At 53.4% G+C, this 21,262-nt stretch carries 15 protein-coding genes; 11 read left to right on the top strand and 4 right to left on the bottom strand.

Features of this window, described 5'->3' with window-relative positions; all coding sequences use genetic code 11:
- Nucleotides 1–108 precede the first annotated feature (108 nt).
- Nucleotides 109–1,443 carry a carbohydrate porin gene (locus FHW71_RS03465; RefSeq protein WP_036648467.1) on the top strand — a complete coding sequence of 445 codons (1,335 nt, stop codon included), beginning with the start codon at nucleotides 109–111 and terminating at the stop codon, nucleotides 1,441–1,443.
- Nucleotides 1,444–1,558: 115 nt separating this feature from the next.
- Here the strand turns inward: FHW71_RS03465 and yegD are convergent, their stop codons facing one another.
- The 3 genes from yegD to FHW71_RS03450 form a co-directional block, all read right to left on the bottom strand.
- Nucleotides 1,559–2,911, bottom strand: a complete 1,353-nt coding sequence (yegD, locus tag FHW71_RS03460) for a molecular chaperone (protein ID WP_179450128.1) — start codon at nucleotides 2,909–2,911, stop codon at nucleotides 1,559–1,561.
- A 77-nt stretch (nucleotides 2,912–2,988) separates the two neighbouring features.
- Complete coding sequence (locus tag FHW71_RS03455) at nucleotides 2,989–5,553, bottom strand: diguanylate cyclase (RefSeq protein WP_179450130.1); 2,565 nt, start codon at nucleotides 5,551–5,553, stop codon at nucleotides 2,989–2,991.
- A 161-nt stretch (nucleotides 5,554–5,714) separates the two neighbouring features.
- Nucleotides 5,715–6,326 (bottom strand): phosphatase PAP2 family protein, encoded by a 612-nt coding sequence (locus FHW71_RS03450; RefSeq protein ID WP_008104884.1) that lies wholly within the window; start codon nucleotides 6,324–6,326, stop codon nucleotides 5,715–5,717.
- A 230-nt stretch (nucleotides 6,327–6,556) separates the two neighbouring features.
- Here FHW71_RS03450 and udk point away from each other — a divergent pair, with 230 nt between their 5' ends.
- The 3 genes from udk (at nucleotide 6,557) to asmA (ending at nucleotide 9,792) form a co-directional block, all read left to right on the top strand.
- Entirely contained in the window at nucleotides 6,557–7,195 is a 639-nt protein-coding gene (udk, locus tag FHW71_RS03445) for a uridine kinase (RefSeq protein WP_008104883.1), read from the top strand.
- 72 nt (nucleotides 7,196–7,267) lie between these two features.
- Entirely contained in the window at nucleotides 7,268–7,849 is a 582-nt protein-coding gene (dcd, locus tag FHW71_RS03440) for a dCTP deaminase (protein ID WP_179450132.1), read from the top strand.
- 146 nt (nucleotides 7,850–7,995) lie between these two features.
- On the top strand, nucleotides 7,996–9,792 hold the full coding sequence (gene asmA / locus FHW71_RS03435) for an outer membrane assembly protein AsmA (RefSeq protein ID WP_179450134.1): 1,797 nt from the start codon (nucleotides 7,996–7,998) through the stop codon (nucleotides 9,790–9,792).
- 385 nt (nucleotides 9,793–10,177) lie between these two features.
- Here asmA and FHW71_RS03430 read toward each other — a convergent pair whose 3' ends face one another.
- On the bottom strand, nucleotides 10,178–11,734 hold the full coding sequence (locus FHW71_RS03430; RefSeq protein WP_179450136.1) for a TerC family protein: 1,557 nt from the start codon (nucleotides 11,732–11,734) through the stop codon (nucleotides 10,178–10,180).
- A 789-nt stretch (nucleotides 11,735–12,523) separates the two neighbouring features.
- Here FHW71_RS03430 and wbaP point away from each other — a divergent pair.
- The 7 genes from wbaP to FHW71_RS03395 all read left to right on the top strand — a co-directional run bounded on the left by wbaP (nucleotide 12,524) and on the right by FHW71_RS03395 (nucleotide 21,254).
- On the top strand, nucleotides 12,524–13,957 hold the full coding sequence (wbaP, locus tag FHW71_RS03425) for an undecaprenyl-phosphate galactose phosphotransferase WbaP (RefSeq protein ID WP_008104880.1): 1,434 nt from the start codon (nucleotides 12,524–12,526) through the stop codon (nucleotides 13,955–13,957).
- A gap of 273 nt (nucleotides 13,958–14,230) precedes the next feature.
- Nucleotides 14,231–15,361, top strand: a complete 1,131-nt coding sequence (locus FHW71_RS03420; RefSeq protein ID WP_179450138.1) for a polysaccharide export protein — start codon at nucleotides 14,231–14,233, stop codon at nucleotides 15,359–15,361.
- A gap of 9 nt (nucleotides 15,362–15,370) precedes the next feature.
- Nucleotides 15,371–15,805, top strand: a complete 435-nt coding sequence (locus FHW71_RS03415) for a protein-tyrosine-phosphatase (RefSeq protein ID WP_008104877.1) — start codon at nucleotides 15,371–15,373, stop codon at nucleotides 15,803–15,805.
- Nucleotides 15,806–15,817: 12 nt separating this feature from the next.
- A complete protein-coding gene (gene wzc / locus FHW71_RS03410) occupies nucleotides 15,818–17,995 on the top strand; it encodes a tyrosine-protein kinase Wzc (protein ID WP_008104875.1) in 2,178 nt (725 codons plus the stop codon).
- 181 nt (nucleotides 17,996–18,176) lie between these two features.
- Nucleotides 18,177–19,313 carry an EpsG family protein gene (locus FHW71_RS03405; RefSeq protein ID WP_008104873.1) on the top strand — a complete coding sequence of 379 codons (1,137 nt, stop codon included), beginning with the start codon at nucleotides 18,177–18,179 and terminating at the stop codon, nucleotides 19,311–19,313.
- 15 nt (nucleotides 19,314–19,328) lie between these two features.
- Nucleotides 19,329–20,051 carry an SGNH/GDSL hydrolase family protein gene (locus FHW71_RS03400; protein ID WP_008104871.1) on the top strand — a complete coding sequence of 241 codons (723 nt, stop codon included), beginning with the start codon at nucleotides 19,329–19,331 and terminating at the stop codon, nucleotides 20,049–20,051.
- 24 nt (nucleotides 20,052–20,075) lie between these two features.
- On the top strand, nucleotides 20,076–21,254 hold the full coding sequence (locus FHW71_RS03395) for an acyltransferase (RefSeq protein WP_008104869.1): 1,179 nt from the start codon (nucleotides 20,076–20,078) through the stop codon (nucleotides 21,252–21,254).
- The last annotated feature ends 8 nt before the right edge of the window (nucleotides 21,255–21,262 follow it).

The raw sequence follows: 21,262 nt of genomic DNA, 5'->3' as shown, positions 1-21,262 counted from the left end.
GCACTATCAACCTGCGGTAAACTGCGCACATATTTGCAAAAATTGCCAAATCCTCAGCACTATCCTCTGTTCGATCCATTCCAGTAACTTCATATAAGAATAACCATCATGAACAGAAAAGAAGCAGTGCAGCATTTACCCCGCCTGGCAGCGGGAACCCTGATGTTTGCGATGCTGAGTGCATCTGCGCTGGCCGCTGATGCTTTCAGTTACGACTCTCCATATATGTTTGGTGATTGGGGCGGTTACCGAACGCAGCTGGAAAATGACGGCATTAAATTCGACGTTAACTACACCATGGAAACCGGCTCCAACCTGGCAGGAGGTGCCGATACCAACACCACCATGCGCTACAGCGATCAGTGGGCGTTTGGCGCTAACTTCGACCTGGAAAAACTGCTCAACTGGCAGGATGCCCAATTCCAGGTGACGATTACCGATCGTAATGGTCAGAACATCGCCGATCAGGTCGGCGATTCTCGTACTGGCATGTTGTCATCACCTCAGGAAGTGTACGGACGCGGCCAAACCTGGCGCTTAACCCAATTCTGGTTGAGCCAGGGTCTGTTCGATAACACCGTGAACCTGAAAGCGGGTCGTGTGACCGTTGGCGAAGATTTCGATAACTTTGACAGTAAGTTCCAGAACCTGGCGTTTGGTAGCGGCCAGGCAGGGAACTGGCGTGGCGATCGCTGGTTCAACTGGCCGGTTTCCCAATGGGGCGGTCGCGTGAAGGTGAATATCACGCCTGAGGTATTCTTCCAGGTCGGTTTCTATAACCAGAACAGTGCCAACTACGATCGCGGCGATGGCTTCCGCCTGGATACCAGCAACTCCGAAGGCAATATGGTGCCGGTAGAGTTGGGCTGGAAACCGACGTTAGGCGCAGACAAGCTGCCGGGTAATTACCGCATCGGTTATTACTACTCTTCGGCGAATGGCGACAACTACGGCAGCTGGCGCGATGGCGCGTATCAAAGCCAGGATCATGCTTATGGCGGCTACGTGCTGTTGCAACAGCAGTTGACGGCACAAGGTGGCGATGCCAGCCGTGGCTTGGGCGTAACCGTACAAGCGGTGATGAACGACCACAAAACCTCGAAAACCGATAACTATCAGTCTGTGAGCTTCACCTGGAAAGGGCCGTTTGATGCGCGTCCACAGGATGAGATTGGTGTCGGTGCAGCGCGTATTCACGTTAACAGCGCTTACACGCGTTCTTTGCGTGAGCAAAACAACGCTAACGGCGAGACGGACTTCAACAGCCCAACCTATCTGCCAATTCAGGATGGCTCAGAGTACAACTATGAGATCTACTACAACGCCCAGCTGACCAAATGGCTGCAGCTGCGTCCGAACCTGCAATATGTGGTGGCGCCGGGTGCGGTGAGTGAAGTGAAAGATGCGTTTGTAGGCGGGATCAGTGCGAACGTGAATTTCTAATCTGCCAGAATCTTTGGCTTTTCCCTCTCCTTTTGGGAGAGGGCAGGGTGAGGGGAAAATCGTACCGTGCGTTCTGTCCCTCACCCTAACCCTCTCCCGCAAGCGGGAGAGGGAACTATCTGAACATCACTTCGGCCCAGCGGGCGAGGCCGGCGGTCACCGAGGCGAAGTCATCGCCGCTGGCAATTGGCGTATCGGGCAGCGCCTGCTGCAGTGCGGCGCGCAGCACCGGCGAACGTGCGCTACCGCCGGTGAGGTAAATCACTTCTGGCTTGGTTTCGCAGGTGGCAAGCGCCAGATGCACTTGCTCCAGAATCCGTTCCAGCGGCTGGTTAATTGCTTCTTCCAGCTGTGCTGCGCTGATCTGCGCCTGCAATTGGGTGGCGATAAACGCCAGCGAGGCGTCGGTCTCTTTCACCTCCGACAGCGCAATCTTGCTCTCTTCCGCCGCACGTACCAGACGATAGCTCAGCTTCTGCTGCCACACTTTCAGCAGGTGCGCCACTTTGTCACCGTGTTCGGCATCGCGGATCAAATCGCGCAGCAGTTTGCCGCTGGCCGCAGAATAGAAGTCGCTTTGCGCCGGAACATCGTTGATTGCGACCGCATTCCACCACGGCAGCGCAGGCAGCGCGGTGCCTTTCTGCGTATTGCCACCGAGGCCCAGCAGCGGCATCAAGGTTTTGAACGCCAGCATAATGTCGAGATCGTTTCCGCCCACGCGGCATCCGCTGTGGCCGAGCAAACTTTCACGGCGATCGGTTTTGTGACGCCATTCCGGGCCCATCAGCAGCATCGAGCAGTCGGTGGTACCGCCGCCGATATCCACTACCAATACGCGCGTCTCTTTCTGCAGCGTAGCTTCAAAATCCAGGCCTGCCGCTACCGGCTCAAACTGGAACTCGACATCACGGAAACCGGCGCGCTGTGCTGCACGCAGCAGAATGCCTTGCGCCTGCTGGTTAGCCTCTTCACCGCCTAAACCCTGGAAGTTAATCGGGCGACCAATTACCGCTTGCTCAATCGGGCGATCGAGCTGAGTTTCACCTTGCTGACGAATGTGCAGCATCATGGCGCACACCAGATCTTCAAAGAAAGCGATCTGCTGCGGCTTCAGGCCGTTAGCGCCGAGGAAGGATTTTGGTGACTTCACAAACCACACTTCTTCGGGATCGACCATGTATTGCTGCAGCGCAGTCAAACCGAACTGCACGCTGCCTGGCGTGACGTCGATATCTTCTTCGCGGTTATAACGCAGCGCACGCTGCAATAAGGCGGTGCCTTCGCTGTCTGGCGTTGGAACCTGATGATGGCGATGCAGCCATTCGCTGATCGCTTCGCGTGTTGGTGCACAAATCATGGAGGGAAGCAGGCGCTGACCATTCTCCAGTGTCAGCAGGCGCGGCGTGCCATTATCGCTGACCGCAATTGAGCAGTTTGCTGTGCCGTAATCGAATCCGATAAACATATTTATCCCCCATGCCGGAAAAAAGGGGGCGACTTTAGCGCAGCCAGCGCGGGCTGGCAATGGGCAGACGTGGCAGATTACATCTGTACTTCTTGATAAACGTGATACTGACCACGGCCCGCGTGTTTTGCGCTGTAACAGGCGACATCGGCTTGTGACATCACCACATTGCTGATGCAGTTGCGTTGATCAATTTGCGTGATGCCGGCACTCGCGCCAACGTGATAAGGCTGATCCTGCCACATAAAACGGTATTCGCTCACTGCGCTGACGATGCGCTGCACCACGTCGCGCACCTGATCCACTTCGCAATTTGGCAGCAACACGCCAAACTCGTCGCCGCCCAAACGCGCCAGCATATCGCTGCTGCGCAGATGATGCGGCATCAGCTCTGCCAGTTCGCGCAGCAATGCATCACCGGCGGCGTGGCCAGCGGTATCATTTACCGCTTTGAATTTATCCAGATCGATAAACACCAATACGTGATGGCTATTATTGGCCGCCGCATCGTTCACCAACTGCTTTAAACGCTGCTCGAAGCTGTGACGATTTGGCAGGCGCGTCAGCATGTCATGTGAGGCGCTGTAGCTCAGACGCTTCATTACCTTGCGCGATTCACTGACATCCTGAATAACCATTACCGCGCCGATGCTGGCACCGGTCAGGGTTTTCAGCGGCGTAATGCTGTAATGAATCTCGACGCGCGTGCCATCTGGCGTGTGCAGCACCAGCTCTTCATCGAGATCGGGGGAGATTTTTTCGCCAGGCAGCTGGCACAGCAACAGATTGTCCACACGCGGCCCACTTACGCCGCGAGTGATGTTGAGAAGCTCGGTAATCGGCACGCCTGCGGCTTTTTCCTGCGGCCAGCCGCTCAACGTTTCGGCCACCGGATTCATAAAGGTAACGCGCATTTCATCATCGGTACTGATCACCGCTTCGCCGATGGAATCGAGGGTGATCGCCATGCGCTCTTTTTCCTGGAACAGCGCTTCATTCAGCGCGCGCAGCGGCGTGATGTCCTGACAGATGCCGAGCATACGTTCAATCTGCCCATCCTGACTCAGGATGCGGTTGGCCTCAGAACGCACATAGCGCGGGCCTTCCGGCAAATTGATGCGGTACTCCAGCTGGAAAGCGCTGCGGCGTTCGATGGCTTGCTGCACCACCAGCGCGGCGGTTTCCCGTTCAGCGGGATCAAGCAGATGCACCCACAGATCGTAGGTGGGCGTTTGATGCGGACCTAAGCCAAACAGCTCGTACATGCGCTTGTCCCACAGCATTTCACCGGTCAGCAGATTCCACTCCCACACGCCGATGCCGCCGGCTTCGTTTGCCAGCGTGATGCGTTCCATCAGGCGGCGATTGACCTGCTCGCTCTGCTTCAGCTCGGAGATATCGATGATCTGGGCGATGAAGTAGTGCGGCTGTTGCGCGGCGTCGCGCACCATCGAAACCGTCAGGCGCGCCCAGACGATCTCGCCATCCTTGCGGAAATAGCGCTTCTCCATGGTGTAGGTCATGATTTCACCGGCCACCAATCGTTCCAGCTGCTGCAAATCGCTGTTGAGATCGTCGGGATGGGTAATTTGCTGGAAAGTGAGCTTTTTCAGTTCATCGGCCGGAAAGCCCAGCGTCTGACACAGCGACTGATTGACCTGCTGCCAGCCACCATTCGGCGCAACCAGCGCCATGCCGATCGCGGAGTATTCCATGGCGTTACGGAAGCGGGTTTCGCTCTCGCTGATGTGATGTTTTTCGCGCTGGAAGGCGTCCATCACCAGCGCCATCACGTGGCTTGGCAGCAGCACCAACAGGAACGGCAGCCAGGTACTGACCTGGCCGAGCAGCATGCCGTTTTGCGCCAGGTTGACCAAATTAAAGGCGAGCAGAATCGAGATAAAACTGGCATTGAGGAAGAACAGCAGAAAGGCTTCAAATTTTGGCAGCCGCACCGCACACCAGAACAGGATCACCACAATAAAGGTGAAGGGCCACGGCAGAAAACGCAGCGATAAATAGCTGGCGAGTAGCGTGCCAAACAGCGTCAGGCAGGTTTCCAGCTGTCGGCCTGGCGTTAAAATCTGGCGCAGCGGTTTATTCGGCCACAGTAATAATACCGGACCAAATGCCAGCACGCCGATCACTTCAGAAATCACCCAGGTCGAGAAGAAGGGCAGTGACGCGCTGCTACCGACATGCAGCATCCACAATGCCACCACGCCGCCGAGCAGCGGCGCAATCAGACCGGCGCACAGGGCAAAGCGCACCCAGTCGAGTAACGAATTGAGCGGGGCGCGGCGATCGAGCAGGGCGCGCAGCATCACGCCGCCCAGAATCGCCTGCACCATATTCAGGATGGCGAACTTAATATTGCTGAGCGCGGGACCAATAATGATCAGATTGGCCAGCGCGGTACCCATCACGCAAGCAAACAGCAGCAAGGGAACGTGTCTGGAGTGCGCACGAAACACGATCACCGTCATTAGCGCGGTGGAGTACCAAAGCGGTGAAATACGTCCGCTGACAACAATCAGTTCCAGACAAAATAGCGTCAGTAGAAAAGTGAGCCCGCCAATGAGCAAGGCATTGAGCCATATTCGGTGTGGTCTTTCTCGTGAAGTCAATATTTCGAGGGTCATGCAAGAATCCAGCTGCGCGCACCTGATTCACGATGGAAAATGCGCCAATCAATCACTATTTCGCATGCTAGCACATCTGTTTGAGATTTCTGCCGGGAATTGCATTTAAGTCGTTATTCACTGAATTGATTGGCCCTTTGCGCGCAAAGGGCCAAACGGTGTTAGCGAAAAAGATCGGCGCGGGTATAAGGCTTTTCTAAGCCGGCAAGATTGGCAGAGAAGCGCTCAAGGAATTGTTGTGTGGTGGCGACGCGACCATGGCCCAGCAGCAGCAGCGGCACCAGCAGCGCAACGCCAATTTGCGGCAGACTAAAGCCCTTCAGCGAAGTGCGGCGCTGTGTCAGCAGGAATGCGGTGCTGAGCGTGAAACCGAGCATCAGGCCCGCCAGCACTTCGCTTTTTGAGTGCGCGTGAATCACCAAACGTGAAAGGCCGACCATCAACGGGATCAGATAGCCGATACCAATGGTAAACAGACGCCAGCGCGGCGACCAGCGACCTGAGATCAGCCACATCATCACCGGCCAGAGCGTGGCTGACATCGCGCTGTGTCCGCTGAAGCCGGTGAAGTTGAATCTGGCGCTACCAATGCCAAAGCCGAGAAACAGTATTTTTGAGACGCTCACCACCAGGCCAGCCAGACCAAACGCCAGCACCCAATACCAGACGGTTTGGCGGTTGTCGCTTTTCCATGGCAATACCAGCGCGATGATTACCGCAGTCGGGATCAGCAACATGCTGTCGCCAAAATAGGTCAGGGTTTTCCAGCTCATACTTTTCCTTGCGGCTACATTCGGAGTGCCAACGCCAGCTACAGTGTTGGCAGATGAACAGTGTATCGATTAAGCGTCTGGCTGCAAAAGGGGATATTCTGAAAAGCCGTTGGCCCATTTCTCTGGCATCAAACCGGTGAAATACCTATAATTGCCGCCAACTAACCCTCTCATTCGGCCCGTTGCAGCTTCGGCTTAGGCAGGCTCCAGTTATCAGGTCTTAAAAAAGTATGACTGACAAGTCTCATCAGTGCGTGATCGTTGGCATCGCAGGTGCATCCGCATCCGGAAAAAGTCTTATCGCCAGCACGCTCTATCGTGAAATCCGTGACCAGGTCGGTGACGAGCATATCGGTGTGATCCCCGAAGATGCCTACTATAAAGATCAGAGCCACCTCACCATGGAAGAGAGGGTGAAAACCAACTATGACCATCCGAGTGCGATGGATCATGATCTGTTGTTGCAGCACCTGCGCGCGTTGAAAGCCGGCCAGGAAATTGAGCTGCCGGTTTACAGCTATGTTGAGCACACCCGCACCAGCGATTGTATTCATCTCAAATCGAAGAAAGTCATCATCCTTGAAGGCATCTTGCTGTTAACCGACGCGCGCCTGCGCCAGGAGATGAACTTCTCCATCTTCGTCGATACGCCGCTGGATATCTGCCTGATGCGTCGCATGAAACGCGATGTGAATGAGCGCGGCCGCTCAATGGATTCGGTGATGAGCCAGTATCAGAAGACCGTGCGTCCGATGTTCCTGCAATTTATTGAACCTTCCAAGCAGTACGCTGACATCATTGTGCCGCGCGGCGGAAAAAACCGTATCGCGATTGATATCCTCAAGGCCAAGATTAATCAGTATCTTTAACGACATGGCGTCCGCCCCGGCGTGACGCGCTGTCGTAGCCATTCGCTACACTTAATTCATGGAGTACCTGCGATGAGATTATGCGATCGCGATATTGAAGCCTGGCTGGACAACGGAAAGTTGGCGATTGAGCCGCGCCCGCCGGTGGAACGCATTAATGGCGCCACGGTGGATGTGCGCCTCGGCAACCAGTTCCGCACCTTTAGCGGCCACACGGCGGCGTTTATTGATTTGAGTGGTCCTAAGCACGAAGTCAGTGCTGCGCTGGACCGCGTCATGAGCGATGAGATTGTGCTGCCGGAAGGCGAAGCCTTTTTCCTGCATCCTGGCGAACTGGTGCTGGCGGTGACGCTGGAATCGGTCACCATTCCCGACGATCTGGTCGGCTGGCTGGATGGCCGCTCTTCGCTGGCGCGCCTGGGTTTGATGGTGCACGTCACGGCGCACCGTATCGATCCGGGCTGGCAAGGCCGCATCGTGCTGGAGTTCTATAACTCAGGCAAACTGCCGCTGGCGCTGCGTCCAGGCATGTTAATTGGTGCTTTGAGCTTTGAGCCGTTGTCGGGCCCGGCTGCGCGACCGTATAACCGTCGCGAAGATGCCAAATATCGTGGTCAGCAGGGCGCGGATGCCAGCCGTATCGACAAAGACTGACTAAAACTAATGCTTGCCAAAATAATTCGAGTTGCAGCAAGGCGGCAAGCGAGTAAATCCCCGGAAGCTTACATCAGTAAGTGACTGGGGTGAGCGAGCGCAGCCAACGCTGCGGCAACTTGAAGTATGACGGCAATGAGGAATTGATGAGAAGAGTGATAACTACGCTGGCCATCCTGTTAGTGGTGGTCGTAGCGGGCATGACGGCATTGGTGTTGCTGGTCAATCCCAACGACTTTCGTACCTATATGGTACAGCAGGTAGAGCAGCGCAGTGGTTATCAGCTTCAGGTTGGCGGCGATCTGCGCTGGCACGTCTGGCCGCAGCTCAGCATTCTCGCCGGGCGTATGAGTCTGACCGCGCCGGGCGCCACGCAGCCAATGGTCACCGCCGACAATATGCGGCTGGATGTCAATCTCTGGCCGCTGTTGTCGCATCAGCTGAGCGTCAGCCAGGTGATGCTGAAAAACGCCATCATTCGCGTAACGCCAGACAGTGCAGCGCAAAAACCGACCGGTGCGCCGGTGGGTCCGGGTGATGCCGAGCCGGTGAGCAGCAGCAATAACGGCTGGTCATTCAACATCGGCAAATTGCGTCTTGCCGATAGTTTGCTGATTTGGCAGCAGCCAGGCGGCGATGAATACAATTTCCGCGACCTCAATCTCAACCTCGATCAGGATGCCAGCAAACAGGCCAGCATCAATCTGGCTACCCGAATTTCGCGTAATCAGCGCAATGTCAGCGTCAATCTCAAAGGGCAAATGAATGTGGCGCAGTATCCGCATCGTTTAGTCGGACAGTTGGATGAGATGAATTACGCCATCGACGGTGCCAATCTGCCGACGCAGGGGATAAAAGGCACCTTGAGCGGTCAGGGGGAATGGAACGGTGACAATCAGCATTTCTCCTTACAGAAGATGCAGCTCACCGCCAATGACAGCGCACTGGAAGGCAGCGCCGATGGACGTTTGGCGCTTCCACAGCAGCTAAATCTGGCGCTGCATGCTACCAGTTTGAATATCGACGCGTTGATGGCGAATGCACCGTCGACGGATAACAGCGCGCCGCAGCAGGCTAACGTGACCAGCACGCCGGTGATTGCTGAGCCGCGTATGCGTGACAACAGCGACTCGCCGCTGAATCAGCTGGATTTGACGCTCAACCTCACCGCAGATAACAGCGTGTGGCGCGGCCTGACGCTGACCAATTTGCAGCTCGACGGCAGCAATCAGCAGGGTTTGATGACGTTGAGTAAGCTGCAAGGCAAATTCGGCGAAGGGCATTTCTCGGTGCCCGGCTCGGTAGATATTCGTAAACCGGTAACGCAAGTGGCGTTCCAGCCTGAGCTGGATAACATCGCCATTGCGCCATTGCTGAAAGCTTTAGAACTGCCAGAGACGCTGCAAGGTACCGTTTCGCTGAAAGGCGATATCAGCGGAGCGGGATTAAGCATTGAAGAGGCAAAACGCAATTGGCAGGGCAGTGCGGACCTCGAAGCCACCAACTTGCAGCTTTCACAGCTGAATCTGCAACAGATGGTGCGACGTGCGGTGGCGCGCGTCAGTAATCGTGTCACCAACGATCAGCCCGACGATCAGGGCATTCAGCAGTTGAGTGGACGCGTTACGCTTAAACAGGGCATTTTCAGCTTACCGGATCTGCAGGGCGGCAACAGTCGTCTGGCGGTGCAGACCAAAGGCAATGTCGATATGGTTAAACAGCAGCTCGACGTCACCATTAATATGATGCTGCGCGGCTGGCAGGGCGACGACAAATTAGCTGCTCTGCTGAACCAGCAAACTATTCCGCTACGCATGTACGGTGGCTGGAATAATCTGCAGTACTCATTACCAGTGGATGACGTGGTGCGTCAGCAACTGCAAAGTGAAGCGAAGTCGCGCCTGAATCAGTGGCTGGATCGCCAGCAACCGGCGAAACCTTAACGTAAGGTCGCCATTCAGGGCGAAATGCCGAACAGTTAAGCGCAGAGCGACTTTCGTTCGCCGCGAAGTGGGGCAGTTGCAGCATCTTCGTGCGGCGACCGAGCAGAGAGCGCCTGGCCGCGCCCTCTGCACTCCCGGGCCTTGCGCCAGCCCAGCTCGCCGCTGCGCGGTGCCTTCACTCGTTCACGATTCCTGACGGACCGGTGGCGATTCGCTCCTGCTCAGCGCCACCTCTCGCCGCATCCATGCGGCTCGCCCTGGAATCCCTCACTCGCTCAGCGAGATGGGATGTCGCCTTAACATCCGCGCTGCAGCCGCAATGCATTATCCTGCCTCCCCATCGCTGTAAATCCCGTAGGGTCGCCATTTATGGCGACCTGGTTGATTACAATGCGATCGGCACTATCTCAACCTTCTGCACGCGATGGTTTTCTACCTGCAACGTACGCAATAGATAATCGCCGATCTGTAACTCTTCGCCTTCCTGCGGCACATGTTGCAGGCTATCCATCAGCAATCCCGCCAGCGTGTGGTAATTGCGCTTCTCATCCAGCGGCAGCTGCACATAGACGGCTAAATCCTCTAATGGCATATGACCGTTTGCCACCCATCCTCCGTCTGGCAGCACTTGAATATCATAGCGCGCATCAACTTTTTCCCCTTCAATCGGCAGATTGCCGGCGATGGTTTCCATCAGATCGCTTAGCGTGACCACGCCTTCCACCGAACCAAACTCATCCACCACAAAGGCGAAGTGGGTGCGCGCATTGCGGAACTGCTCCAGCGCCTGCAATAAGGTGACGCGCTCAGGAAATATCAGCGGCTGGCGAATCAGCGAGCGTAAATCCAGTGATTTGCTGTGCAACGATTGATGCAGCAAATCAATCACGTGCACCACGCCAAGTGGGTCGCGGCCCTGTTCGGTAACCAGAATGCGCGTGTGCTGATTACGATCGAGCTTCGCCATAATCTCCGCTGGATCTTCAGTCAAATCGATATGCTCAACGTCATGGCGCGAGGTCATGATGCTATTAATCTGACGCTGGCCAAGCCCCAAAACGCGGGCAATCATGCGGCGTTCCTGGCGATTGAAGAGTGCACCTTCCTCGCCGTCGGCTACCAGTGACGCGGTATCGGCGTCAAGCTCCGCACGCTGCGCTTCGCCGCGCAGAATACGCAATACGGCTTCTGAAGTGCGCTGACGCAGCGGGCGTCCGGCAGTGAGGAAGCGACGGCGATTAAACATCGCCAGCTGATTGAGTATCTCGATGACGATGGAGAATCCAATCGCCGCGTAGAGATAACCTTTCGGGATAATAAAGCCTAACCCTTCGGCCACCAGACTGAAGCCGATCATCAGCAGGAAGCTCAGGCAGAGAATCACAATGGTCGGATGGCCGTTGACGAAACGCGTCAGCGGCTTACTCGCCAATAGCATCAGCAGTATTGCCACCGTTACTGCCGCCATCATCACCGGCAACTCATTGACCATGCCAACGGCGGTAATGACCGAGTCCAGCGAGAAGATGGCGTCCAGCACCACTATTTGCGCCACCACTGGCCAGAATTTAGCACCGTTCTTATTTTGACCAGTTTCTTCGTCAGCCCCTTCCAGACGGCTGTTTAACTCGGTGGTGGCTTTATAAAGCAGAAAGAAGCCGCCGCACAGCAGCAGCAGATCGCGGGCGCTGAACCCATGATTCAGCAGAGTGAACAGCGGTTTTGTCAGCGTAACCAGCCAGGAAAGTGAGGCGAGTAGCGCTAAACGCGACACCAGTGCAAGTAGCAGACCGATAATGCGCGCACGGTCGCGTTCCTTTGGCGGCAACTTTTCTACGAGGATGGCAATGAAAACCAGGTTATCAATGCCCAGCACCAGCTCCAGAACGATTAGCGTTACTAATCCGGCCCAGAGCGACGGATCAATGATCCACTCCAACATGTGTTAATCACCTTAATGTCTGTGTCATGCGCTTAATCTGATGATAGTGAAATGGCATAAAGCCTACAAATAGCGGCTAACGCGGTCAATGCACGGTGTTGCCAGGCAAGAAGAATAACCCTGATTGCCGATTTGCACAGATAAGATGAAAGTATGGATAAAAATTGCACCTGAATGATGGCGGCTATTATTTTTTTTCAGCAGACAAGTACGTGCATTTTTAATGCAGCCTATTGCGTCGTTGAGTATCGAATTAATCTGAATTTTGCAGAGGAATGGCCTGAAAGGGCTGGCATCAATACTTATGGCTGGTAGTCTTTTTCCTAAAATAGTGCAGGGAAGACGGGGCCTACTTGTAAACAAGCCAGTAATAACTAGTATAGCAACGTGTTAGTAAATGTCTGCGCCAAAGTCGTTAATAGCGTGCTCCTTAGCCTTCTAATGTTGCGAATTGTGATCGCACGCGGACCACGGCCAGTAATTAGCGCAAAAATGCCGCATAAAACAAGCTGTAATTAGGATGATGAAAGCGGTATTGGCAGCGACAGCCAAGGGCGGTAGCGTGCCTGAAGCGCCTTTCTCTTGGTTTAACGGTCTGCCACTGTGGTAAGGGAAGTCGGACTAATCTGTTGGTATTAATCACAATTCTCTTGCTTACTATTGTGAGAATTGATTTGGCCTCAGAGAATTTACCGCAGATTGCCTCAACAAATGCAGTGAATGTTTCGCTCGTTTATTAAACAGCGTTGAGGCATTAGGGATTAAAGAAATAATATAAAAGAGTTAAATATGCGCGATAACGAAATTACATATAAAAGTCTTCTGACCAAAATTTTACTGGCGTGCTCGGATTTAATTTGTTTCAACGCAGCATTGTTTATTGCCATGGCGTTGATTAATTCGTTTACCCATTCTCCACTGGCAGATATATCTGAAAAATACCTGCATTTAAAAATCGCTACTCACATTGCGTTATCGGTTATTTGCGTAGGCTGGTTCTGGGTTCGCCTGCGTCATTATACTTACCGCAAACCATTCTGGTTCGAGCTCAAAGAGATCTTTCGTACCATTCTTATTTTCTCTGTCATTGATTTGTCAATTTCAGCACTTTCACAATGGCAAATGTCGCGCTTTGTCTGGGTAGCGACCTGGGTTCTGGCGTTGATTCTGATTCCATTAGCGCGCGCCATCTCTAAACGTGTGCTGAATCATTACGGTATGTGGAAGAAGCAAACCATCATCATCGGCAGCAGCCGCAACGCGCAGGAAGCCTGGCAGGCGCTGCAGAGCGAAGAAGTGATGGGCTTTGATGTTATCGCCTTCTTCGATGTCGATAAGAGCAGCCCGCAGGCCAGCATCTCTGGCGTACCAGTGCTGCACAACGAACAAGAGCTGTGGCAGCTGACCAACAGCGAAACCCAGTTCATTGTGGCGGTGGAGTTTGAACAGAGCCAGCACCGCGATCACTGGCTGAAAACGCTGGCGATGCACAATTGCCGTTCCGTTTCCGTGATCCCAACGCTGCGTGGTGTACCGCTGTATGGCACCGACATGGCTTATATCTTCAGCCATGAAGTGATGATTCTGCGCGTGAATAACAACCTGGCGAAGCGCACTTCGCGTTTCCTTAAGCGTGCATTCGATATCGTCGGCGCACTGAGCATTATCCTGGCGCTGTCACCGGCGTTGCTGGTACTCGGCTTTATGGTTGGCCGCGATGGCGGACCACCGATTTACGGTCATGAACGTGTGGGTCTGGGCGGACGTAAGTTCAAATGCCTGAAATTCCGCTCCATGGTGATCAACTCGAAAGAGGTGCTGGAAGAGGTACTGCGTACCGATCCTGTTGCGCGCGCCGAGTGGGATAAAGATTTCAAACTGAAGAACGACCCACGCATTACCAAAGTCGGTCATTTCATCCGTAAAACCAGTCTGGATGAGCTGCCGCAGCTGTGGAACGTAGTACGTGGTGATATGAGCCTGGTGGGTCCGCGCCCGGTTATTGAAGATGAACTCTGCCGTTATGCCGGTGATGTCGATTATTACCTGATGGCGAAACCAGGCATGACGGGATTGTGGCAGGTTAGCGGTCGTAACGACGTTGACTATGAAACACGCGTCTATTTTGACTCGTGGTATGTCAAGAACTGGTCGCTGTGGAACGACATTGCGATTCTGTTTAAGACGGTTGGCGTAGTGCTGAAACGCGATGGCGCCTATTGATAGACAGCGAGGTCGGGGAGTGCATTACTTCCCCGATTGAAAACTGCGGGTGCTGAGTGTGTCGTTATTAGACAGCTGCACTGATTGAGTCTGTATAAACCATTTTAATTGATGTCGTCTTTAGACTCGGTGACAACATAAAACCAAGGGAGCGCATAATAATGACCCACAGTTTCAGTGTTTAACCTGTCATATTCCATTTTTGTAAGACGCTACACAGCGGGCGATTTCGCCTCTATCAATCAATAACTGATAGCGAAGAATCAGATGATAATGAAAATTAAATTGATACCTTTACTGGTATCCGCGACTTTTCTCTCCGGATGTACCATTGAGCCGGGTTCTCACCTTTCCACCAGTGGAAAAGATGTCATAGAGCAACAGGATAGCAACTATGACATCGACAAATATGTCAACGTCTTCCCGCTGACGCCGCGTCTGGTTGAACAGATGCGTCCGAAGCCGTTAGTCGCTCAGGCTAACCCAATGCTGCAAAATGAAATTCAGAGCTACGAATACCGCATCGGTGTTGGTGATGTGCTGAACGTCACCGTCTGGGATCACCCAGAGTTGACCACACCCGCCGGTCAGTACCGTAGCGCCAGCGACACCGGTAACTGGGTGCAGGCGGATGGCACTATTTTCTATCCGTACATCGGTAAAGTGCGCGTAGCAGGCCGAACTGTCACCGAGATCCGCACCGAAGTGGCGCGTCGTCTGGCACAGTTCATTGAAAGCCCGCAGGTTGACGTTAACGTCGCCTCGTTCCGTTCACAGAAAGCCTATGTGACCGGTTCAGTCACCACTTCCGGACAACAGGCGATCACTAACGTGCCGCTGACCGTGCTGGATGCCGTCAACGCCGCAGGCGGTTTAGCCGCCGACGCTGACTGGCGCAACGTGGTGCTGACGCACAACGGCAAAGAACAACGTCTTTCGTTGCAGGCGCTGATGCAAAACGGCGACCTGAGCCAAAACCATCTGCTCTATCCGGGCGACATCCTTTACGTGCCACGTAACGACGATCTCAAAGTCTTCGTAATGGGCGAAGTGAAGCAGCAGTCAACGCTGAAGATGGACCGCAGCGGCATGACGCTGGCCGAAGCGCTGGGCAACTCGCAGGGTATGGATCAGACCACCTCTGATGCCACCGGCGTGTTCGTGATTCGTCCGATTCGCGGCGCCAACCGCACCAAGATCGCCAACATCTATCAGTTGAATACCAAAGATGCGGCATCGATGGTGATGGGCACCGAATTCCAACTGGAGCCATACGACATCGTCTATGTCACCGCTACACCACTTACCCGTTGGAACCGTGTGATTTCAAGCCTGCTGCCGACCATCGTAGGTGTTGACGATGCCAGCTCCGCGGCGCTTCGTTTCCGCAACTGGTCGAACTAAGGGTTCGCCATGATTAAGTCCGTGTTAGTCGTCTGCGTCGGCAACATTTGCCGCTCCCCAACCGGGGAGCGTCTGTTCAAGCGCGCGCTACCAAACACCCGGATCGCCTCAGCAGGGCTCAGTGCCCTGAAAGGTTATCCGGCGGACCAGAAAGCCCTCGATGTGGCCGCCGATCACGGTGTGTCGCTCGATGGTCATCAGGCACAGCAGTTAACGGCCAGCATGTGCCGTGACTATGACCTGATTCTGGTAATGGAAAAGCGCCACGTTGAGCAGGTGAATCGCATCGATCCAGCCGCACGCGGAAAAACCATGCTGCTTGGCCACTGGCTCAATCAGCAGGAAATTGCGGATCCGTACAAAAAAAGTCGCGAGGCCTTTGAAGAGGTCTACGGGTTACTGGAAAACGCTACCCAGAAATGGGTCAACGTATTAAGCCGATAGTTGGGATTATCCATGAATATCAAAAACAAGGTTATGACCGCGCCAAAGGAAGATTCGAATGGATGGGATCTGGCGCATCTTGTGGGACAGCTGATTGATCATCGCTGGATCATTGTTGCCGTTACCGCCTTCTTCATGCTGGTGGCGACGCTCTACACACTGTTTGCTACACCAATCTACAGCGCAGATGCGTTAGTGCAGGTTGAGCAGAAGAATGCCAGCTCAGTACTGAATGAGTTAGACAGCATTCTGCCGCCAACGCCGGCATCCGATACCGAGATTCAGATTCTTGAATCACGTATGGTTATCGGTAAAACCGTTGACGATCTGGGTCTGGATACCGTTGTCACCCAGAACTATTTCCCGGTGATTGGTAAAGGTCTGTCGCGCCTAATGGGCAACAAGCCATCGACTGTCGCGATCTCCCGCCTGGAAATTCCACGCACCATCGATAAGCGCACCGTTGAACTGGAAGTGACCGGTCCTGACTCGTACACCGTGTCAGCGGATGGTGATGAGCTGTTCAAAGGTAAAGTCGGTCAGCTGGAAACGCACGGTGAAGTGACCATGCTGGTAAGCGGCATTAATGCTGATGAAGGCACCAGCTTCAGCGTCACCAAGCTGAACGAGCTGCAGGCGATTAACTCGGTGCTGGCCAACCTGACCGTTGCTGACAAAGGCAAAGACACTGGCGTGCTGGGACTGGAATATCTGGGTGAAGATCCAGAGCAGATCAGCAAAGTGCTGAACCAAATCGTCAATAACTACCTGCTGCAGAACGTTGAGCGTAAATCTGAGCAAGCGGAGAAGAGCCTTGAGTTCCTGCGCAATCAGCTGCCGCAAGTGCGCGGCAAACTAGATGATGCGGAAGACAAGCTGAATACCTTCCGTCGCCAGAACGAGTCGGTTGACCTGTCGCTGGAAGCAAAATCTGCGCTGGATTCTTCTGTCAGCGTACAGAGCCAGTTGAACGAACTGACCTTCCGTGAAGCCGAAGTGTCTCAGCTGTTTACCAAAGATCACCCAACCTATCGCGCCTTGCTGGAAAAACGCAAAACGCTGGAAAATGAACAGGCAACGCTGAACAAAAAGATTTCTCAGATGCCACAAACGCAGCAAGAGATCTTGCGTCTGACGCGTGATGTGCAGTCTGGTCAGGAAATCTACATGCAGTTGCTGAACCGTCAGCAAGAGCTGGGTATCAGTAAAGCCAGCACCGTGGGTGATGTGCGCATCATCGATGGCGCAGCAACCGGCAACAGCCCGGTAGCACCGAAGAAACTGTTGATCATCGCGGCGAGCCTGATTCTGGGTCTGATGGTTTCTGTTGGTCTGGTTCTGATGAAAGCGCTGCTGCATCACGGCATCGAGAATCCAGAACAGCTGGAAGAGCTGGGCATGAACGTGTATGCGAGCGTGCCGCTGTCAGAATGGCAACGTAAGAAAGATACCGAAGCACTGGCGCGTCGTGGCAACAAGGTGAAAACCGATCCACACGAAACGTTGCTGGCGCTGGGTAATCCTACTGACCTGTCAATCGAAGCGATTCGTAGCCTGCGTACCAGCCTGCACTTCGCGATGATGGAAGCAAAAAACAACATCCTGATGATCACCGGCGCGAGCCCAGGCATTGGTAAAACCTTTATCTGTGCCAACCTGGCAACGCTGGTAGCAAAAGCGGGCCAACGCGTACTGTTCATCGATGGTGATATGCGTCGCGGTTACACCCACGAACTGCTGTCAGCGGATAACAAATCCGGTCTGTCCAACGTGTTGTCGGGCAAAACCGAGTTCAGCCCAGCACTGATTCAGAAAGGTGCGTACGGTTTTGACTTCCTGCCACGCGGCCAGGTGCCACCAAACCCGTCTGAACTGCTGATGCATCGTCGCATGGGTGAGCTGCTGGATTGGGCGAGCAAGAACTACGATCTGGTGTTGATTGATACGCCACCGATTCTGGCGGTAACTGATGCATCTATCATCGGTAAACTGGCCGGTACGTCGCTGATGGTGGCGCGTTTTGAAACCAACACGCCGAAAGAACTGGATGTCAGCTTCAAACGCTTTGCCCAGAACGGTATTGAGATTAAAGGTGTGATCCTCAACGCCGTGGTGCGTAAAGCCGCCAACTCGTATGGTTACGGTTACGACTATTACGATTACGAGTATGGCAAACCGACCAAAAGTTAATTTGCCCGTCATTCACTGTTAATGATGAGGGTAATCCGGTGAAGAGAGGGGCGGGTTGACCGCCCCTTTTGATTGCACCGTTTGAATGACGACACGCAACGATTGACACAGGTGATTCTCTTTATAACGCCAAAAAAAGCCACTGTTGGCATGAGAACTTGTGGAATTAAGGAATCACACCATGGCTCCATATTGGTATTTATCAGGGTTTGTACTGTTGCTTGCGCTGGTCGAAATCCTGTTGAAGAAAGACGAACGAACCACCCATATTCTGACTTATCTGCTGTGCATCGCCACCGTCACGCTGATTATCTTCGCCGGTATTCGCGGTCTCGGCACCGGGATGGACGACTATCAATATCGCAGCTTCTTTGCTGACTTCATCCGCCGTATTGAGGTCAACGGTTTTGCTAACACCGTCGCCTTCTTCCGTTACGAACCGCTGATTTTTGCTATCGCGTGGATCACCAGCCTGTTTTCACACAATGCCAGCGTGTTCCTGTTTGTGTTCAGTATTCTGGCGGTATCGACTAACGCCATCTTCTTTAAAAAGATGTCGCCATATCCCGTATTGGCATTAGCGCTTTACTCGGCGCACATCTTTATTAACAAAGACGTTAACCAGATTCGTTTTGGCCTGAGTTCGGCGCTGTTTCTTGGCGTGATCTGGACGATTTACCTCAAGCAATACTGGTGGGCGTTTGCCTTCTTTATTCTGTCATTCCTCAGTCACAACACCGCAGTAATGGTGGTGACCATCATTCCGTTCCTGTTTATTCGGGAATCGCGCTGGTGGCCAGTGGCCATCATCATGTTCAGTGTGCCACTTTCGGTGGTGGGCGGAACCGGCTTTATCGCCTTGATCGCCGGACATCTGGGATCGATGGGTGAGAGGGCCGCAGGCTACAGTAACGAAGCCTCGAATGCCGGTGACGGCAGCGTGGTGTCGGTGTCAAACCTGAAAAACATCATGCTGGTGTTTATCTTTGTCTACTTCATGCTGAGCAACCAGCTCAAGCGCGAACAGTACGACGTGTGGAAGCTGAACTACCTGCTAATTCTGACCTTTGCGATCGGCGGCGGCATCAGGATCTTCTTCTATAACTACTCATCGGGTGCGCGCCTGTCGAACTACCTGCTGCAGGTCGAACCGATTATTTTGACGTCGCTGATTTATCAGTCGAAACGGGTACTGAAGCCGGCGATGTTTGCGATGTTTGCTTTCTTCCTTGTTTATTACCTCTATTACAACACGATCTCACTGAAGCAAGCCGTTGTCGGCTATGAAGTTGCTCGTGAATTCAAATTGTTTCATTAACCGATGAGAGGAAATATGCGGAAGACCTTACTGGCATTTCTGATCACCTCTGCGCCGTTGCTGGCGCAGGCAGACGATCATCCCGGCACCTTTATCATCGCGGCCTACGGTGACTCGACCACCGCAGGCGTTACCGCTTCGGGCGGTCGTAACATCATCAGTCAAAACAACGAAGTGAGTTTTTTGCAGCAGATGTTGCGCGAGAAGTACGGCAACAACATTGAGGTGAAGAACCACGGCATGCCGGGCGCACAGGTTTCGGTGCTGGTTTATAACAAAGACAATACGCCGATGGATTGGTCAGAACGCATGGCGAAATCCGATGCCAACATGATTCTGATTAACTATGCGATCAATGATGCGCGCATCAACTTCTTCAAAGACAAAGGCGAGCGCATTGAAACGCCGGAAGAGTACAAGCGCATCATTACCGAGCTGGTGAAAGGCGCCAAGGCAAACAACAAACTGGTGGTTCTTCAGGAACCGAATCCAATTTGTGGCAAAGCCGAGCGCTGGAACGTCTGGCCGTATGTTTACCAGTTAAATGAAGTGGCTAAAGAGCAGCAAGTTCCGATTGTGAAGCAGTTCAGCGTCATCAAAGAAAACCGTGACTGGCAATCTGAGATGTCGCCCGATTGCATTCACCCCAATGAGATGCTTTATAAACAGAAAGCAGAAAGAACCTTCAACGTCTTAAGCAGCACTTTCGATAGCGTTTTGTCACGGCACAGCAGCTAACCCAACTCAGATTCAGGAGCTGACATGTATGTATTAATCATGGTGCTGTCATTTTGTCTGGCGCTAATCATTCTGCGAGTATTCTCCTTCCACAAAGGCGTTTACAACGAGAGCGGTATTAAAAGTATCTCTGGTATGCGCGCGCTGCTGGCCAGCATCGTCGCGTTCTCACACTTCGCCCACTACATCTATTCGCTGGATGGTCAGTGGGTGTTCGATAAAGATTATTTTGCCTGGTTCTCTGAAGGTAATTTCTTCGTTAACTCCGGCAAATTTGGTGTGCTGCTGTTCTTCATGATCTCCGCCTTCCTGTTCTATCGCTGGCTGGATAATGAAACCCTGACGCCAGGGCAACTGACGCACAAGCTGCTCAAGTCGCGTATCCGCCGTATTGTCCCGATGTTCTGGTTCTCCGGTTTTGTCATCATCGCGGTGGGCGTGGTGCAGGGCGATCTCACTTATAGCCTTACGGCGGTGAAAGATGCCGTGTTGTGGTTGCTGTTTATTGGCAGCTATCGTATTGGTGATTTCCTTACGGCGGATGTGAACGCTGGTGTTGAGTGGACATTGCGCCTCGAATGGTTGCTATATCTGTCGATTCCGCTGATTTACGTTCTCAACCGCGCCACCAAAGGAAAATACAAAACGCTGCTGATTCTCGGCTCAATCGGCGTGATTTTCTGTGTGGCGGTTGGCCTGCGTCTGTGGGGTAAAACCTATACCGATCCGCGTCCGGTGCTGGGCTTCGCCATGGGTTATCTGGCGTATAAATATCGCGACATGTTTGCGCACTACAAAACCTCCAGTCTGGCCGGCTTTGCAGTGATTGTGCTGTCGCTGTTCTCGCTGTCGTTTACCAGCAACACCTTCTGGTATCTGATTTTCCTCTGCTGTCTGACGGTGATCTTCTTTATTGTCAGCAGCGGCAATGCGGTGTTTGGCATTCTGGAAAACAAAACGCTGATGTCGATTGGTGAGGTGAGTTACAGCCTGTATCTGATTCACGGTGTGGTGCTCTATTTCATCAAGCAGATCCCGGAAACGCTCTATCCGCATTCGTTCCTGTTCTACACCTTGCTTTCAACGCTGTTCTTTGTCGCCTCTTTCTATGTGGCGAAACTGACTTACCTGTTTGTCGAGAAACCGTTTATCGGCAGTAGCAACAAGAAGAAAGTGGCGATGAAGACCTCGCCGACAAATTAGGACATCAC

Origin of the sequence: Enterobacter sp. Sphag1F (genome assembly GCF_014193275.1) — a bacterium.
Taxonomy (GTDB): Bacteria; Pseudomonadota; Gammaproteobacteria; order Enterobacterales; family Enterobacteriaceae; genus Pantoea; species Pantoea symbiotica.
This window is presented reverse-complemented; position numbering and strand designations above follow the sequence as displayed.

Bases quoted from the DNA above. Each gene is read 5' to 3' on its own strand.
- asmA (WP_179450134.1), top strand. From the start codon at position 7,996: ATGAGAAGAGTGATAACTACGCTGGCCATCCTGTTAGTGGTGGTCGTA.
- yegD (WP_179450128.1), bottom strand. From the start codon at position 2,911: ATGTTTATCGGATTCGATTACGGCACAGCAAACTGCTCAATTGCGGTC.
- FHW71_RS03420 (WP_179450138.1), top strand. From the start codon at position 14,231: ATGAAAATTAAATTGATACCTTTACTGGTATCCGCGACTTTTCTCTCC.
- FHW71_RS03450 (WP_008104884.1), bottom strand. From the start codon at position 6,326: ATGAGCTGGAAAACCCTGACCTATTTTGGCGACAGCATGTTGCTGATC.
- FHW71_RS03405 (WP_008104873.1), top strand. From the start codon at position 18,177: ATGGCTCCATATTGGTATTTATCAGGGTTTGTACTGTTGCTTGCGCTG.
- dcd (WP_179450132.1), top strand. From the start codon at position 7,268: ATGAGATTATGCGATCGCGATATTGAAGCCTGGCTGGACAACGGAAAG.
- udk (WP_008104883.1), top strand. From the start codon at position 6,557: ATGACTGACAAGTCTCATCAGTGCGTGATCGTTGGCATCGCAGGTGCA.
- FHW71_RS03415 (WP_008104877.1), top strand. From the start codon at position 15,371: ATGATTAAGTCCGTGTTAGTCGTCTGCGTCGGCAACATTTGCCGCTCC.
- wbaP (WP_008104880.1), top strand. From the start codon at position 12,524: ATGCGCGATAACGAAATTACATATAAAAGTCTTCTGACCAAAATTTTA.
- FHW71_RS03430 (WP_179450136.1), bottom strand. From the start codon at position 11,734: ATGTTGGAGTGGATCATTGATCCGTCGCTCTGGGCCGGATTAGTAACG.
- wzc (WP_008104875.1), top strand. From the start codon at position 15,818: ATGAATATCAAAAACAAGGTTATGACCGCGCCAAAGGAAGATTCGAAT.
- FHW71_RS03400 (WP_008104871.1), top strand. From the start codon at position 19,329: ATGCGGAAGACCTTACTGGCATTTCTGATCACCTCTGCGCCGTTGCTG.
- FHW71_RS03395 (WP_008104869.1), top strand. From the start codon at position 20,076: ATGTATGTATTAATCATGGTGCTGTCATTTTGTCTGGCGCTAATCATT.
- FHW71_RS03455 (WP_179450130.1), bottom strand. From the start codon at position 5,553: ATGACCCTCGAAATATTGACTTCACGAGAAAGACCACACCGAATATGG.
- FHW71_RS03465 (WP_036648467.1), top strand. From the start codon at position 109: ATGAACAGAAAAGAAGCAGTGCAGCATTTACCCCGCCTGGCAGCGGGA.